At 36.9% G+C, this 16,366-nt stretch carries 13 protein-coding genes, 1 tRNA gene and 1 pseudogene; all 15 read right to left on the reverse strand.

The window, feature by feature from the left end:
• Positions 1 to 163, reverse strand: a 163-nt coding sequence (locus MVE07_RS09830) for a GTP-binding protein (protein WP_297457056.1), incomplete at its 3' end; no start/stop codon positions are given.
• 35 nt (positions 164 to 198) lie between these two features.
• Positions 199 to 2,283, reverse strand: coding sequence for an elongation factor G (gene fusA / locus MVE07_RS09835; RefSeq protein ID WP_297457031.1), 2,085 nt, complete (start codon positions 2,281 to 2,283; stop codon positions 199 to 201).
• Positions 2,284 to 2,361: 78 nt separating this feature from the next.
• The gene (gene rpsG / locus MVE07_RS09840) at positions 2,362 to 2,841 is read right to left on the reverse strand and encodes a 30S ribosomal protein S7 (RefSeq protein WP_029523387.1); all 480 of its coding nucleotides are present in this window, start codon (positions 2,839 to 2,841) and stop codon (positions 2,362 to 2,364) included.
• 17 nt (positions 2,842 to 2,858) lie between these two features.
• A complete protein-coding gene (gene rpsL, locus MVE07_RS09845; protein ID WP_029520191.1) occupies positions 2,859 to 3,233 on the reverse strand; it encodes a 30S ribosomal protein S12 in 375 nt (124 codons plus the stop codon).
• A 128-nt stretch (positions 3,234 to 3,361) separates the two neighbouring features.
• Positions 3,362 to 8,092 (reverse strand): DNA-directed RNA polymerase subunit beta', encoded by a 4,731-nt coding sequence (gene rpoC, locus MVE07_RS09850; protein WP_297457059.1) that lies wholly within the window; start codon positions 8,090 to 8,092, stop codon positions 3,362 to 3,364.
• 80 nt (positions 8,093 to 8,172) lie between these two features.
• Positions 8,173 to 12,651: a DNA-directed RNA polymerase subunit beta gene (locus tag MVE07_RS09855; protein WP_297457037.1), complete on the reverse strand. Its 4,479-nt coding sequence runs from the start codon at positions 12,649 to 12,651 to the stop codon at positions 8,173 to 8,175.
• Positions 12,652 to 12,776: 125 nt separating this feature from the next.
• Positions 12,777 to 13,160 (reverse strand): 50S ribosomal protein L7/L12, encoded by a 384-nt coding sequence (gene rplL, locus MVE07_RS09860; RefSeq protein ID WP_297457040.1) that lies wholly within the window; start codon positions 13,158 to 13,160, stop codon positions 12,777 to 12,779.
• 36 nt (positions 13,161 to 13,196) lie between these two features.
• Positions 13,197 to 13,742 (reverse strand): 50S ribosomal protein L10, encoded by a 546-nt coding sequence (rplJ, locus tag MVE07_RS09865; RefSeq protein ID WP_297457043.1) that lies wholly within the window; start codon positions 13,740 to 13,742, stop codon positions 13,197 to 13,199.
• Between the two features lie 16 nt (positions 13,743 to 13,758).
• Complete coding sequence (rplA, locus tag MVE07_RS09870; RefSeq protein WP_297457046.1) at positions 13,759 to 14,487, reverse strand: 50S ribosomal protein L1; 729 nt, start codon at positions 14,485 to 14,487, stop codon at positions 13,759 to 13,761.
• 2 nt (positions 14,488 to 14,489) lie between these two features.
• Positions 14,490 to 14,927: a 50S ribosomal protein L11 gene (gene rplK / locus MVE07_RS09875; RefSeq protein ID WP_029520197.1), complete on the reverse strand. Its 438-nt coding sequence runs from the start codon at positions 14,925 to 14,927 to the stop codon at positions 14,490 to 14,492.
• A 44-nt stretch (positions 14,928 to 14,971) separates the two neighbouring features.
• Positions 14,972 to 15,763: a transcription termination/antitermination protein NusG gene (gene nusG / locus MVE07_RS09880; protein WP_297457050.1), complete on the reverse strand. Its 792-nt coding sequence runs from the start codon at positions 15,761 to 15,763 to the stop codon at positions 14,972 to 14,974.
• A gap of 14 nt (positions 15,764 to 15,777) precedes the next feature.
• A complete protein-coding gene (gene secE / locus MVE07_RS09885; RefSeq protein WP_297457053.1) occupies positions 15,778 to 15,966 on the reverse strand; it encodes a preprotein translocase subunit SecE in 189 nt (62 codons plus the stop codon).
• Positions 15,967 to 15,987: 21 nt separating this feature from the next.
• Positions 15,988 to 16,060: transfer RNA gene (locus MVE07_RS09890), tRNA-Trp, on the reverse strand.
• 7 nt (positions 16,061 to 16,067) lie between these two features.
• Positions 16,068 to 16,220 carry a 50S ribosomal protein L33 gene (rpmG, locus tag MVE07_RS09895; RefSeq protein WP_029520200.1) on the reverse strand — a complete coding sequence of 51 codons (153 nt, stop codon included), beginning with the start codon at positions 16,218 to 16,220 and terminating at the stop codon, positions 16,068 to 16,070.
• Positions 16,221 to 16,231: 11 nt separating this feature from the next.
• A pseudogene (gene tuf / locus MVE07_RS09900) lies at positions 16,232 to 16,366 on the reverse strand (elongation factor Tu); the annotation flags it as partial.

Here is a 16,366-nt window from a genome sequence, read left to right on the forward strand (position 1 = left end):
CTGGTGCTTTGTCAATATCTCCGTATCCTATAAATTCTGCTAATCCTTTCTTTGATAGAACGTATGTTATAGCCGCTGTTAATGTTGTCTTCCCGTGGTCTACGTGCCCTATTGTCCCTACGTTTACATGCTCTTTCTTCCTCTCAAATTTTTCTCTCGCCATCTTCTTTATTTACCTCCTTAAATTTTCTTAATTTTTTAGCTTGTAGCTTTAGCTCTTTCGCCGGCTATTTCATCGGCGATATTTTTAGGAACTTCTTCATATTTTTCAAATACCATAGAGAATGTAGCCCTACCTTGTGTTAAAGACCTGAGGTCTGTTGCATAACCGAACATCTCAGCAAGAGGAACTTCCGCTCTGATTGTCATTGTTGTTCCTTTCTTCTCAGATCCAAGTATTTTACCTCTTCTTTTAGACAGGTCACCCATAACATCTCCCATGTATTCCTCAGGAGTGTCAACTTCAACGAGCATTATAGGTTCAAGGAGAACAGGATTTGCTTTTTTAGCTGCTTCTCTAAATGCCATAGAACCTGCGATTTTGAAAGCAATTTCAGAAGAGTCAACTTCGTGGAATGAACCATCAAACAGTGTGGCTTTCACTCCAATCATTGGGTATCCGGCAACGACACCATTTTGCATAGCTTCTTGAATACCAGCATCAACTGCTGGAATGTATTCTTTTGGAATTACACCACCGACAATTTTATCTACAAATTCATAATCTTTTCCTTCGAGTGGTTCAATCTCAATAATTGCGTGACCGTATTGACCTCTACCACCAGACTGTCTGATAAACTTACCTTCACCAACAGCTTTTTTCTTGATAGTTTCCTTATATGCAACCTGTGGTTTACCTACATTAACTTCTATACCATATTCTCTTTTCATTCTATCGACCATAATCTCAAGGTGAAGCTCACCCATTCCGTGTATAAGTGTCTGGTTAGTTTCTGGGTCAACAGTCACCTTAAATGTCGGGTCTTCTTTCATAAATTTATTTAAAACCTGAGAAAGTTTTTCTTGGTCAGATTTTGTTTTTGGCTCAATAGCCATAGCAATAACAGGCTCTGGGAATTCCATGGATTCAAGAACTATTGGATGGTTAGGGTCTGATAATGTATCACCTGTCACTGTGTCAAGTCCAACAGCAGCAGCAATATCACCTGCATAAACTTCTGTAATCTCTTCTCTCTGGTTAGCGTGCATTCTGAGAATTCTACCAACTCTAACCTTTTTGTTTTTGTTTGCAATTAGAATTGTATCTCCGGCTTTTACATATCCTGAGTAAACTCTAAAGTATGTCAGCTGACCTGCATAAGGATCTGCCATAACTTTGAATGCAAGGGCACAGAATGGTTCATCATCAGATGCATGTCTTTCTTCTTCTTCTCCAGTTTGTGGATTTACACCTTTAACAGGTGGAACATCAACTGGAGAAGGAAGGAAATCTATAACAGCATCAAGTAATGGCTGAACACCTTTATTTTTAAATGCAGAACCGCAAAGCATTGGAACAAGTTCAAGATTTATTGTAGCTTTTCTTAATGCTTTCTTGAGTTCATCTACAGAGATTTCTTCACCTTCAAGATATTTTTCCATTAACTCTTCATCTGTCTCAACGATGGCTTCAATCATTTTTTCACGCCATTCTTCAGCTACAGGTCTGACATCTTCCGGTATTTCATCTGTTACGTCGTATTTAGCACCAAGCTCATCTCCTCTCCAGATATAAGCTTTCATTTCAAAGAGGTCTACCACACCTTCAAAATTATCTTCTTTTCCAATTGGAACCTGGATTGGAACGGGTCTTGCACCTAATTTTTCAATCATATCTTCATAAACTTTGAAGAAATCTGCTCCAACCCTGTCCATTTTGTTAACGAAGGCAATTCTTGGAACCTTAAATTTATCAGCCCATCTCCAGTTTGCTTCAGATTGTGGCTGAACTGCTTCAACAGAGGAGAAAACAAATACAATACCATCAAGGGCTTTCATAGAACGAACAACTTCAACACCAAAGTCAACGTGACCTGGTGTATCAATTATGTTCAGCTGATATCCTTTCCAGTATGCAGCTGTTGTAGCAGAGGTGATTGTAATACCTCTTTCCTTTTCCTGTTCCATCCAGTCCATGGTGGCTGCACCTTCGTGCACCTCACCAATTTTATATGTCTTACCTGTATAGAACAGGATTCTTTCTGTTGTTGTTGTTTTACCTGCGTCAATGTGAGCAACAATACCTATGTTTCTTAATTTTTCAATTGGCACTTGCCTTGCCATTCTCTTTTTTCCTCCAAATTCTTTTGATTAAGGTTCATAAATTTATTAATTTTGATTAAATTTTCAATTTTGATTTAATTACCATCTATAATGGGCAAATGCTTTGTTTGCTTCTGCCATTCTGTGTGTATCTTCTTTCTTCTTAACAGCAGCTCCTCTGTTGTTATAAGCGTCATAAAGTTCATTTGCAAGCTTTTCAATCATTGTATAATTTCCTTTTCCGCTTCTGTTTCTGGCTGCCTCAACAAGCCATCTTAAAGCAAGGGATATCTGTCTTCTTGGTGGCACTTCCATTGGAACCTGATATGTAGAACCACCAACCCTTCTTGGTCTAACTTCTAAAACAGGTTTTATATTTTCAATTGCTTTGTGGAGTGCCGTTAAAGCATCTTCTCCTGTTCTTTCTTCAAGGATTTTCATTGCTGTGTAAACTATTTTTTCTGCAACTGATTTTTTACCGTCTTTCATTACTTTATTTATTAATTTGTGAACCAGAACATCTTTATAAATTGGGTCTGGCATTATTTCTCTTGGTTTTACTGGTCCTTTCCTTGGCATTCTACTTACCTCTTACTTTATTGTTTTGGTCTTTTTGTTCCGTATTTAGAACGGGATTGTCTTCTATCTTTAACACCTGCAGCATCAAGTGCCCCTCTAATAATCTTATATCTAACACCTGGTAGGTCTTTTACCCTTCCGCCTCTAACTAAAACAATTGAGTGCTCCTGAAGGTTATGTCCAATTCCTGGGATGTAGCATGTAACCTCATATCCATTGGAAAGTCTTACCCTCGCAACTTTCCTTAAAGCAGAGTTTGGCTTTTTAGGAGTTGTTGTATAAACCCTTACACAAACCCCTCTTTTTTGAGGGTTACCTTCAAGCGCTGGTGCTTTTGATTTTTTCTTAACTTTCTTTCTTCCCTTTCTAACAAGCTGGTTTATCGTTGGCACACTAATACCTCCTTCAAAATATAAAGACAAGCTAACATTATAATAAAATATTAGCTTTAAGTCAAATACTTATGCGTAAGACGGGAATTTTATAAAGAAAAGGGGAAATATTTCCCCCCTTTTAAAATCTATTCTGAAAGTTTTTCTATTTCTTCTTGAGGAATGATAGCCTCAACTTCCGCATACTGCTTAATTCCTGTTCCTGCAGGAACTATATTACCGATAATAACGTTTTCTTTAAGCCCTTCAAGGTGGTCTTCTTTTCCTTCAACTGCAGCATCAGCAAGAACCCTTGTTGTTTCCTGGAATGATGCAGCAGAAATCCAGCTTTTTGTTGAGAGTGAAGCTTTTGTAATACCAACCAGAACAGGTTCAGCTTTAGGTGGTCTTCCACCTTCTTCTGCAATTCTCTGTGCTTCTTCTTCAAGGTCTACTTTATCAACTATTTCATTAAGGAGGAATCTGGAGTCTCCTGGGTCAACAATCTTAACTTTTCTGAGTATCTGTCTAATTATTACCTCAAAGTGTTTATCACTGATTTCAACTCCCTGCATTCTGTAAACCATTTGGACTTCTTTAACAAGGAATTTAGCCAGTTCTTCAGGTCCCATAATTCTCAGAATATCATGTGGGTTAGGTGTTCCGTCTGTAAGTGGATCACCTGCTTTAACGACTTCACCATCCTTAACAATCATATATTTACCTTTTGCAATTGAGTATTCTTTCTGGAGACCTGTTTCTTTGTTAAATACGATAACCTTGTATCCTTTAGATTTAAGTCTTACTACACCTTCAAACTCAGCTTTTATGGAGCCATCATCTGTAAGCATCTGCCCTTCCTGAACATGTTGACCGTTTTTAACCAGAACAAGTGCATCCTTTGGAACATCATATTTCTGAGATTGACCTGTGATTGGGTTGTAAATGATTATATCGTCTGCATCTTCATATATTCTAACTATTCCGTCTATCTCTGAAACTATAGCTTTATTTTTAGGTTCTCTTGCTTCAAGAAGTTCTTCAACTCTTGGAAGACCACCAACGATATCTCTAACTTTTGCTGTTTCCCTTGGGATTTTAGCTATGATATCACCTGCCTGAACTTTAAATCCTGGTTTTACCTGCAGGTAGTTGTGGTAAACGTCTGCATCTTCAGCTTCAGAACATGCAAGACATTTGTCCCATTGTGTTTCAAGGTCATTTCTTGAAAGCATTATTATTGTATTAACAGGCAGGTCATAAGTATATTCTTTACCATCATCTCCTTTAATAACTGCCCTTGGGGTATGGAGAACAGCATCTTTTGGTCTCATAAAGGAGATATCTATAATCGTTTTTCCTGTTATGTTGTCTCTTTCTTCCCTTACTGTTACATCAAGTATAACGTCTCTAAGTTCCAGTGTTCCTGATTTTTCTGCAATTATTGGTATAGCAAATGGATCCCACTCTACAAGAACATCTCCAGGTTTTACCTTTTGTCCATCTTTTACTTTCAGAATACCACCATATGGTGCAGGAAATCTTTCTTTGATTTTACCTTCTTCATCAACAATCTGTATCGCACCATCCCTGTTTATAACCAGTGTTTTTCCTTCACGGTCAACAACAGTTTTGACGTTAAGGAGTTTAACTATACCTTCAACTGAAGCTTCATGTTTTGTTTGTGCTTTTTGTGCTGTAGCAGCACCACCAATGTGGAATGTTCTCATTGTAAGCTGTGTTCCAGGCTCACCGATAGATTGAGCTGCGATAATTCCAACAGCTTCTCCGATATCAACCAGTTTTTTCTGTGACAGATCTCTTCCATAACATTTAGCACATACTCCCCTTTTCTGTTCACATGTAAGAACAGACCTAATCTTGACTGTTTCTATTCCGGCATTTTCTATAGCCTGTGCTTTTTCTTCATCTATCTCTTCACCAGCATTTACGATAACTTCGTTTGTGTATGGGTCTACAATATCCTCAGCTGCATATCTACCGACAATTCTGTCTCTAAGGGATACAACAATTTCTCCACCTTCTATGATTGCAGATACTTCAAGACCATTAAGTGTTCCACAGTCATCATTTGTGATAATTACATCCTGTGCAACATCAACAAGTCTTCTTGTAAGGTATCCAGCAACAGCTGTTTTTAATGCTGTATCTGCAAGACCTTTTCTCGCACCGTATGTGGAAATGAAGTATTCAACAATTGTTAGACCTTCTTTAAAGTTAGACCTGATTGGTGTTTCAATAAATTCACCTGAGTGCTTAGCCATAAGACCACGCATACCAGCAAGCTGTCTAATCTGGTCTTTGTTACCCCTCGCACCGGATAATGCCATCATATAGATTGGGTTAAAGATACCTGGGTATTCTTTACCGTTTTCAATTCTTTTTGTCTTTTCAAGTTCTTCAAACAGCAGTCTTGTTACTTCGTTTGTTGTTTGTGACCAGATATCAATAATTTTGTTGTGTCTTTCACCTTTTGTGATAATTCCGTCAACATACTGTTGCCATACTTTTTGTGCTTCTTCTTCTGCTTTTCTTATTATTTCCCATTTGTTTTTAGGAACAACAAGGTCATCTGCTGATATAGATACACCGGCTTTCGCAGCATACTCAAATCCAAGTTCTTTGAGTCTATCAAGTGTCTGGGCTGTTATCTCATTTCCGAATTGTTCATATATCTCAGAGATAATTGCTGAGATTTTTTTCTTATCAAGGGGTTCATTTACAAATCTAAATCCTTCTGGGAATACTCTATTAAGGATTAATCTTCCTACAGAAGTTTCAACTATCTTTCCATCTTTTTTAACTTTTATTTTTGCAAGGAGGTCAACTTTTCCAAGGTCATAGGCAAGAATAGCTTCATCCTCATTTGCAAATAGTTTTCCTTCTCCTTTTGAACCTTCAATAATCTGTGTCAGGTAGTAAGCACCCAGAATAATATCCTGAGAAGGCATTGTAATTGGTTTTCCATGTGCAGGAGAAAGAATATTCTGTGTAGAAAGCATTAAGACATAAGATTCTATTTGTGCCTCTACAGATAAAGGCACGTGAACAGCCATCTGGTCTCCGTCAAAGTCTGCGTTGAACGGAGGACATACAAGTGGATGAAGTTTTATAGCTTTTCCTTCCACAAGAACAGGTTCGAATGCCTGAACAGACATTCTATGAAGTGTAGGCGCCCTATTAAGAAGAACAGGATGTTGTTTTACAACTTCTTCAAGGCACTCCCAAACTTCAGGTGCCTTTTCCTGAACCATTCTTTTTGCGTTTTTGATAGATGTTGCATATCCTTTTTCTTCAAGTCTTCTATATACAAATGGTTTGAATAACTCAAGTGCCATTATTTTCGGTAAACCACACTGGTGCATTTCCAGTTCAGGACCTACAACGATAACAGAACGTCCTGAGTAGTCAACCCTTTTACCTAAAAGGTTTTGTCTGAATCTACCTTGCTTACCTCTTAAAGAGTCTGAAAGGGATTTAAGTGGTCTGTTGTTTTGTGTAACAATTCTTCCTCTTCTTCCGTTATCTATGAGGGCATCAACAGCCTCTTGAAGCATTCTTTTTTCGTTTCTGATAATAATTTCAGGCGCATCAAGTTCAATCAGTCTTTTAAGTCTGTTATTTCTGTTAATCACCCTTCTATAAAGGTCATTAAGATCAGAAGTTGCAAATCTTCCACCATCAAGGGGAATAAGAGGTCTTAAATCAGGTGGGATAACAGGAATTACATCAAGAATCATCCATTCAGGTCTATTTCCTGATTTGATAAATCCTTCAATAAGTCTAAGTCTTCTGACTAATTTTTTCAGTTTTTGTTCTGCAACTTCTTTGAGGATTGTTTGTCTTACAGAATCTTTTATAACTTCAAAAATAGGAATGTCTGGATTTTTCTCTCTATAAATTTTGTAAAGTTTCTCAAGTGCAGAAGGTCCTCTATCTACCACAAAGCCATCTTCACCGTATTGGGCAACGAGATCTTTATATTCTTCTTCATGGATAAGTTGTCCAAATTGCAGATTTGTATCTTTAGGGTCTATAACCAGATAATATTCTTTTGATATAACGGCATCTATTTCTTTATCTGTAGGAATTTTTTCTCCAAATTTTATTCCAGCTTCTGCAAACCTTCTTGCAATTTCTGTTATTACTTTTTTATAAAGTCTTTCCTGTGTTTGCTTGAATTCAGGGCCAAGTTCATCAAAGCCTATAGCATAGGCTTTCATCTCTTTTCTGAGTTTGGCTGCATAGGCTTCCAGGTCAAGTCTTGAGAGGATATCTTTTACTTTTTCAGCACCCATTCCGTATTCATATTTTTCTGAGTGCTCATACTCATAAGCTTCTCTAAACTCTTCCTCAGATTTTACATATAACTTCACATATTTAGTTAAAGCCCCATCCATTAAAGGAATTGTGTTTGGGTCATTTTCAAATGCTTCTTCTTCCTCTTCATCAGGATGTTCAACAATAAGGTAAGATTCAAAGTATATAACCCTTTCTATATCCCTTGATGTAAGACCAAGGAGATTACCGATTTTTGAAGGTGTTGATTTTAAATACCAGATATGAGCAACAGGTGATGCAAGTTCAATATGACCAAATCTTTCCCTTCTAACATCAGACCTTGTAACCTCAACACCACATCTATCACATATTGTTCCTTCATATTTTTTCTTTTTGTATTTACCACATAAACATTCGTAATCCTTTACAGGACCGAATATTTTTGCACAAAACAGACCATCTTTTTCTGGTTTTAAAGTCCTGTAGTTTAATGTTTCTGGTTTCTTAACTTCACCGTGAGACCATTCTCTTATTTTTTCAGGTGAAGCAAGAGAAAGTCTTATGCTCTCAAATGGCATCAAGCCTTTTGCTTTGTTTTCTTCTATCAAGGTTGTAAACCTCCTTTAAAAGTTTAAAAGGAGGGGCTTATAGCCCCTTATTAAAGCTCTTTTTTCTTGCTTTTTGAAACTATATCAACTGTATCACAGGCTTGTTGTTGGCCGTCTTCCAGCTTACATTCAACATCCAGCGCCAGTGCTTTAAGTTCCCTTACCAGAACTTTGAATGATTCGGGAACACCTATGTCGTAGTAGTATTTACCTTTAACAATAGATTCATAGACTCTTTTTCTTCCTTCTATGTCGTCAGACTTAACGGTAAGCATTTCTTGAAGTGAGTATGCAGCTCCGTGTGCTTCCAGCGCCCATACTTCCATTTCCCCAAATCTTTGTCCACCGAACTGTGCTCTACCACCGAGTGGCTGTTGTGTAATAAGTGAGTATGGACCTGTTGAACGGGCGTGAATTTTATCATCAACCATGTGTATCAGTTTAAGCATATACATATATCCGGCTGTTACTTCCAGGTCAAATGGTTCCCCTGTCCTACCGTCTATTAGCTTCATTTTTCCATTAGGTTTAAATCCTGCAGCCTCAAGCATCTCTTTAATATCTTTCTCTGTTGCACCTTCAAATACAGGTGTTCTAACTGGAATACCTATTTCTGTCAGGTCTTTTACTACTGCTTTAAGTGTGTCTTCATCCAGTGTTTTCAGATATCTTTCAAGCTCTTTTATATCCTCATTTCTATACTTATCAATTATCTTGTCGCCTGTTTTGCTTGCTATTTTGTAATACTCAACAATTTTCTTGATAATTGCATCTTTGCTTGTAATTTTCTTAAGCTCTTCTCCTAATTTTTCACCAAGTTTTTTAGCCGCAAGTCCAAGGTGTGTTTCAAGTATCTGTCCAACGTTCATACGTGAAGGAACACCAAGTGGGTTTAATACTATATCAACAGGAGTTCCGTCTTCCATAAATGGCATATCTTCTTCCGGCAGAACAACGGAGATAACACCTTTGTTACCGTGTCTACCGGCCATTTTATCTCCAACCTGTATCTTACGCTTTTGAGCTATGTAAACTTTTACCAGCTCATTAACTCCTGGCTTCAGGTCTGCACCTTTTTGTGCTTGTTGTTTTTGTTTTTCGTAGATGTTTTCCCACAACTCTATTTGTAATTTTGCCTTGTTTACAATATTTTCAACCTTTTCTATAACCTTTTTATCTGAGAGAAATCCAGATGGGTTAACAACTATAAATCTAAGAACGTTGTCTGCTGTTTCTTTGGTGATTTCCTCACCTTTTTTCAGTATCACCTTTCCTGCAACCTTTATATCTCTTGGAACTTTTTGACCAATAATTAGCTCTTTTACCAGTTCATCCCTTCTTGCTGTAATGAATTTCTTTTTCTCTTCAAGTTCCTTATCAAGTCTTGCAATTTCCTCATCTATAAGTTGTTGGATATATTTGTTTTCTTTCTTTCCTGGTTTCTTTCTGGCGAATACCTGAACATCAATAACTATACCCTCTACTCCAGCAGGAACTCTAAGGGATGAATCCTTAACATCTGCTGCTTTCTCACCAAATATAGCAAGGAGTAGTTTTTCCTCTGGGGTTGGTTGTGTTTCGCCTTTTGGAGTCACTTTTCCAACAAGAATATCTCCAGGTTTTACATAGGCACCAACTCTAACAATTCCGTGTTCATCAAGGTTTGCAAGTGCTTTTTCATTTACACCAACAATATTTCTGGTAATCTCTTCTGGTCCAAGTTTTGTTTCCCTTGCTTCGCAAGTAAATTCTTCTATATGAATTGATGTAAATACATCATCTTTAACAAGTCTTTCTGAAATAACAATAGCATCCTCAAAGTTATATCCTCTCCATGGCATAAATGCCACAAGAACGTTTTTACCAAGGGAAAGTTCGCCTTTATATGTTGAGGTTCCGTCTGCTATTACTGAACCGGCAACTACTGTATCACCTTTTCTAACAAGAGGTCTTTGATTCATACAGGTTGCCTGGTTAGAACCTTTGAATTTCATAAGTTCATATACATCAAGTCCTATATCCAGTGGGTCATCCTCATTAATTTCTTCAGGATTAACACTGATAACAATTCTGTCTCCTGAAACAGATTCAACAACTCCACCTCTTTTGGCAATAACAGCTGCTCCTGAGTGTTCTGCTACTATTTTTTCCATTCCTGTTCCAACAAGTGGATATTCCGTTTTCAGCAGTGGAACAGCCTGACGTTGCATGTTAGAACCCATAAGAGCCCTGTTAGCATCGTCATGCTCAAGGAACGGGATTAAAGAAGCAGATACAGAAACAACCTGTTTAGGAGATACGTCCATATAATCAACTTCTTCTGGTGATACCAGTCTGATATCTCCTTTAGCCCTTGCAAGAACTCTATCGTTGATAAATCTTCCTTTTTCATCTATTGGAGCGTTAGCCTGTGCTATAACATATTTTTCTTCATCATAAGCAGCAAGGTATTCTATCTCATCTGTAACAACACCATTTTTAACCTTTCTATACGGTGAAACGAGGAATCCAAACTCATTTATTGTTGCATATACTGTCATTGAGGAAATAAGACCGATGTTCTGTCCTTCTGGTGTTTCGATAGGACATACCCTTCCATAGTGGGTTGGGTGAACGTCTCTGATTTCAAATTTCGCACTATCCCTTGTAAGACCTCCTGGACCTAATGCAGAAAGCCTTCTTTTGTGTGTAAGTTCAGCAAGTGGGTTAGCCTGATCCATAAATTGTGAAAGCTGTCCACCTTTCAGGAACTCAAGAATTGAACCTGTTACATATCTTGGGTTGATCATATCAGCTGCTTTCAGGTTAGGGTCTTCTATATCTACAGTTGCAACCCTGTCCCTGAAAGCTTTATTCATTCTAACAAGACCAAGTCTTGTTTGGTTTTCAAGAAGTTCTCCTACAGGTCTTACCCTTCTGTTTCCAAGGTGTGCTATGTCATCAAGTTCTTTCTTTCCAAGTCTAAGCTCAAGAAGATATTTAACAATACCAATCACATCAGGGAGAAGGATAAACCTTGCTTCATCATCAAGGTATGGCTGAACTTTTATCTCTTTGAATTTTTTAGATTTAAGTTTTTCTATAAGTGCCTCATCTATTTTTGTTCCGGCAGGTATCTTTTCTCTTCCTATTTTTACATCTTCAGCCAGTGCAAGTGGTGGATAGTTTTCCAATAAAGTATCAAGATCTAATGGTTTTATACTTTCCGGGATTTCGTGTATTTTTGCATTTAATTTAACTCTACCAACTTTAGAAAGGTCATATCTTTGTGGGTCATAGAATATATTTTCAAACAGTTCATTTGCTCTTCTCAGGAATGCTTTAGGGTCCATCACAGCAGTATCTGTAGGTCTCATCTTCCTATAAATATCAACCCTTGCAGCATCCCTGAAAGTAAAGTTAGCATTAATCTGTGGCTGGTCTTTTTTGAGGGTCTCGATGATTATATTTCCATATGGGGATTTTCTAAACACAAGTGGGGAGATAGCAACAATCTCTTCTATATTAATTCTGTCATCATTTAGATATTTGTCCAGATGTTCAGGTTCAACAGCAACCTCTTTTCTAACTGTAATTAGATTGCCCTTTTCATCTTTGTCTTCGGTGGTGTAAGTAATAAATATTTCATCATTTTGTAGTTGTTCTACAAGCTCTTCAGGTAATACAGAAACACCTTTTTCATCTAATATTTCACCATCTTTAACTTCAAATCTTTTTACTTCAGAGTAGAACTTTTTAAGGATTTTATAAGCTGTATCAAGGCCAAAAGCCCTTAAAATAGTTGTTCCAAGGAGTTTTCTCCTGTCTATTTTAGCGTTGAATATCTCAACATTTGTTGCATGTTCAAATTCCAGTCTAGATCCTTTTTCAGGAATTACAGAACCTTTATATATGATTCTTGTTAAGATATCTTTTGTTTTATCTTCTTTTGCTTCAAAGAAAATACCTGAAGACCTGATAAGCTGTGAAACTACAACCCTTTCTGAACCATTTATTACAAAATAAGCATGGTCTGTAAGTAATGGAACATCACCAAAGTATACTTTTTGTTTTTTAATAGTTTTAGGGGTTATTTCTCCAGTTTCAGGATTTACTTCATTTATAACAAGCTCAAGTAAAACCCTTAATGGAGCGCTATATGTAAGACCTTTATATTTACATTCTTCTATACTATTTTTCTCTTTGTATATTAAAACCCCACCACAATATGGACATGGAACTCCAGGACCACCTACATGTTCATTATCATCTTTAACAGATTTCCTGCACTTTCCACATTCCCAATCACCTATTTCATAAGCAATATAATTTATTGTTATCTGGCCGTTTGGGTCCTCAAAAGGGAAAGAGCTTTTAAATATTCCGTGCAGTCCTTTATCTGCTCTTTCATAAGGGTTTTTATGGAATTGGATAAAATCTTCAAATGAGTTTTTCTGAACATGTAATAAATCAGGGGGTTGTAATACTTCTTTTCTTCTGGACAAACTTTTTCTTAATGGGTTGAAAGGCAATTTTTCTATATTCCTCATACTACACCACCTTTTATGTTATTTTACTTATTCAATTTTTGTATAAAAATGAATAAAGGCAGACCACTCCATTAATGGCCTGCCTTTATATCTATAAACTGAATTCAGCTCTGCAGAAAATCAACTTACTTAATCTCGACAGAAGCACCTGCCTCTTCAAGTTTAGCTTTGATTTGTTCTGCTTCTTCTTTAGAAACTCCTTCTTTGATTGGTTTTGGAGCGTTATCAACCAGTTCTTTAGCTTCTTTGAGCCCAAGACCTGTGATTTCTCTAACAACTTTAATAACGTTAATCTTTTTGTCTCCTGGGCTTTGGAGAATTACATCAAATTCAGTTTTTTCTTCTGCAGCAGCACCTGCAGCAGCACCACCTGCAGCTGGAGCAGCAGCTACCATTGCAGCAGCAGATACCCCGAACTCTTCTTCTAATTCTTTAACGAGCTCAGCAAGCTCTAAAACAGTCATGTTTTTGATAGCTTCTTTGATTTCTTCCTTTGAGATTGTTGCCATAGTATTTAAACCTCCTTAAATTTTTTCAAATTTTTATTAGCCTTGTTTTTCTTTTTCTTCTTTAATTGCGTTTAATACCATAACCGCTTTTTGCGGAACAGCATTAAGCACACGCACAAAGTTTGTAACCGGTGCCATCATTGTAGCAAACAGCTGTGCCAGCAGTTCTTCTCTGCTTGGTAGTGAAGCAAGTTCATCAATCTTTTCAGGTGTAGCAAATGCACCTTCAACCAGTCCAGCTTTAACTTTAGCACTTTCATTATTCTTTAAAAATTCCTTGAGAGCCTTTGCAGCTGTAACTATATCTTCATAAGCAAATATTACAGCAGAAGGCCCCTGGAAAATATCAATTTTATCATAAAGTTCTGTTCCGTTGCAAGCCCTGTAAAGAATAGAATTTTTTATTACCTTAATTTCTGCATCTTTCTTTCTAATCTCTTTTCTAAAATCTGCCATAGAATTGGCATCAATACCTGTAAAATCAAAAACAACCATTAATTTTGCTCTATCTATTTTCTCTTTTACTTCATTTACTAACTGCTGCTTTTTCTGTATAGCTTTTCTAACTTCTGTTGCTGACATTTTCTATTCCTCCAAATTAAGCTGCTTTTGCTTCAAGTGATTTTAATACTGAAGCAACATCAAGTCTAACAGATGGGCTCATTGTTGTTTTCATAGCCATATTTCTAATGTATTGTCCTTTAAGACCGGATGGTCTAAGTTTTTGAACTGTATCGATAACTTCAAGGGCATTTTCAACAAGTTTTTGATTATCAAAAGATATTTTTCCAATAGGAACATGAAGATTTCCTGTTTTATCTACTTTAAATTCAACTCTACCTTTTTTAGCTTCTTCTACAGCTTTTGCCACGTTTTGTGTAACTGTTCCAACTTTTGGGTTTGGCATAAGTCCTCTTGGACCAAGTATTCTACCTAATTTTGCAACTTTTGGCATCATATCAGGAGTAGCAATCACAACATCAAAGTCCAGCCAGTTCTCATTTAATATTTTATTTATCATATCTTCTCCGCCAACATAATCAGCACCGGCTTCTTCAGCCTCTTTTACTTTTTCACCCTGGGTTATAACCAGAACTTTAAGCTCTTTACCGAGTCCATGTGGAAGAACCACTGAACCTCTAACCATCTGGTCTGCATATCTTGGGTCAACTCCAAGTCTAAAAACCAGTTCAACAGTCTCATCAAATTTTCTTTGGAGAACTTCTTCCATTTTTTTGAGAAGCTCAACAGCTTCTTCAACTGTATACGCTTTATTTTTATCTACAAGTTCTAAAGCCTTCAGATATTTCTTTCCTCTTTTTGCCATGGCTATGCCTCCAATCCTTCAACTTCAATTCCCATTGAACGGGCAGTTCCTGCAATAATTTTCATTGCCTGATTGATATCCTCTGTGTTCAGGTCTTTCAGTTTAATTTCTGCTATTTCTCTAAGCTGCTCTTTGGTAACTTTCCCGACCTTTTCTCTTTTTGGGTCAGAAGCACCTTTTTTAATTCCTGCAGCTTCTTTAAGTAGATAAGATGCTGGTGGAGTTTTGAGAATAAATGTAAAAGACCTGTCAGAGTAAACAGTAATTACAACCGGAACTATTGTCCCCGGCTTCATTTCTGCAGTTGCAGCATTAAAGCTCTTAACAAACTCCATAATGTTTACACCATGCTGACCCAGAGCAGGACCAACAGGTGGTGATGGTGATGCTTGTTGAGCTGGTATCATCAGCTCAATTGTTCCTACTACTTTCTTAGCCATAAAAATTACACCTCCTTGAGTTCTTTAAGCTAAACCGCTTGAACTTATATCTTCTCTACCTGAGAGAACTCAAGTTCAACCGGTGTAGACCTTCCAAATATTGATATAGAAACTATTAATTTTTCTTTGTCTGGGATAACCTCTTCTACAGTTCCTGTAAAGTTCATAAATGGACCTTCTATAACTCTTACCTGGTCTCCTTTTTGGAATAGTAATTTCTTAACTTTTGGAGCTCCTTTTTCTATCTGTCCAAGAACTTTTTGTATGTCCTTTTCATCAAGTGGAACAGGAACTCCTCCTGCACTTACAAATCCTATAATATATGGAGTTTTCTTTATTAAATCTATAAGGTCATCATTAAGCTCAGCTTTAATCAGTAGATATCCTGGGAATATTTTATTTTCAAGTATGATTTTTGCTTCTGTTTTATTTTCTTTACATTGGATTTTCTGTCCGGGTTTATATATAGGACTGTGCTGAACACACTGCTCATCGCCTTCTACACTTTCAATAACCCTAACTTTACCATCTTCTATTTTGAATTTAGTTATACCTTTTTTACCCATTACCTCTATTTCTCTATTTGCACCTTTCAGAGACAGCCTGTATCTTTCTTTCCCCATGGATTTAATTACGACTTTTTCTTCAGCAGGAACAAGAACCTTTTCAACAAGGTCTTTCATATTATTAAGCTCAAGCATTCTTAGAAGGTTTTCTTTTGCCCTTATCTCTAAATTAGACTGGGTATAAAGGGCATACCATTTCTTCTTATCTTCTTGTTTTTCCTGCTGGCTTTCTTCTTTTATTTCTTCTTGATTTTTCCTTTCTTCAGACATCTATTTACCTCATTTTATTTGTAAAGGTAATCAAAAATTCTTGAAAATATTAAATCCAATCCCCACAAATATAAGGAAACCAGTAAAGTAAAAACTATAACCCCAATAGTTGCATTTTTAACCAGCTCTTTAGATGGCCAGGTTACCTTTTTTAACTCTTCTTGAACTTCTTTAAAAAACTGAGGCAATTCACTAATTTTCATCTTTTCTCCATAAATCAAAAGCGGGGCAGGAAGGACTCGAACCCTCGACCGCGGGATTTGGAGTCCCGTGCTCTACCAACTGAGCTACTGCCCCTTTTAGTTTATTTTATTTCTCTGTGAATAGTATGCTTTTTGCAAAATTTGCAATATTTTCTAAGCTCAAGTCTTTCTGTATGTTTTCTCTTATTTTTAGTTGTTGTGTAATTCTTTCTTTTGCACTCAGTGCAAGCCAGAGTAATTATTTCCCTTGCCATTTATATTCCCCTTACTCAATTATTTTAGTAACTACACCGGCACCAACAGTTCTACCACCTTCTCTGATAGCAAATCTCATTTGCTCCTCTATAGCTACCGGCTCCATTAATTCCACTGTCAACTCTACGTTGTCACCTGGCATTAC

This window comes from Persephonella sp., from assembly GCF_027023985.1.
Classification (GTDB): domain Bacteria; phylum Aquificota; class Aquificia; order Aquificales; family Hydrogenothermaceae; genus Persephonella_A.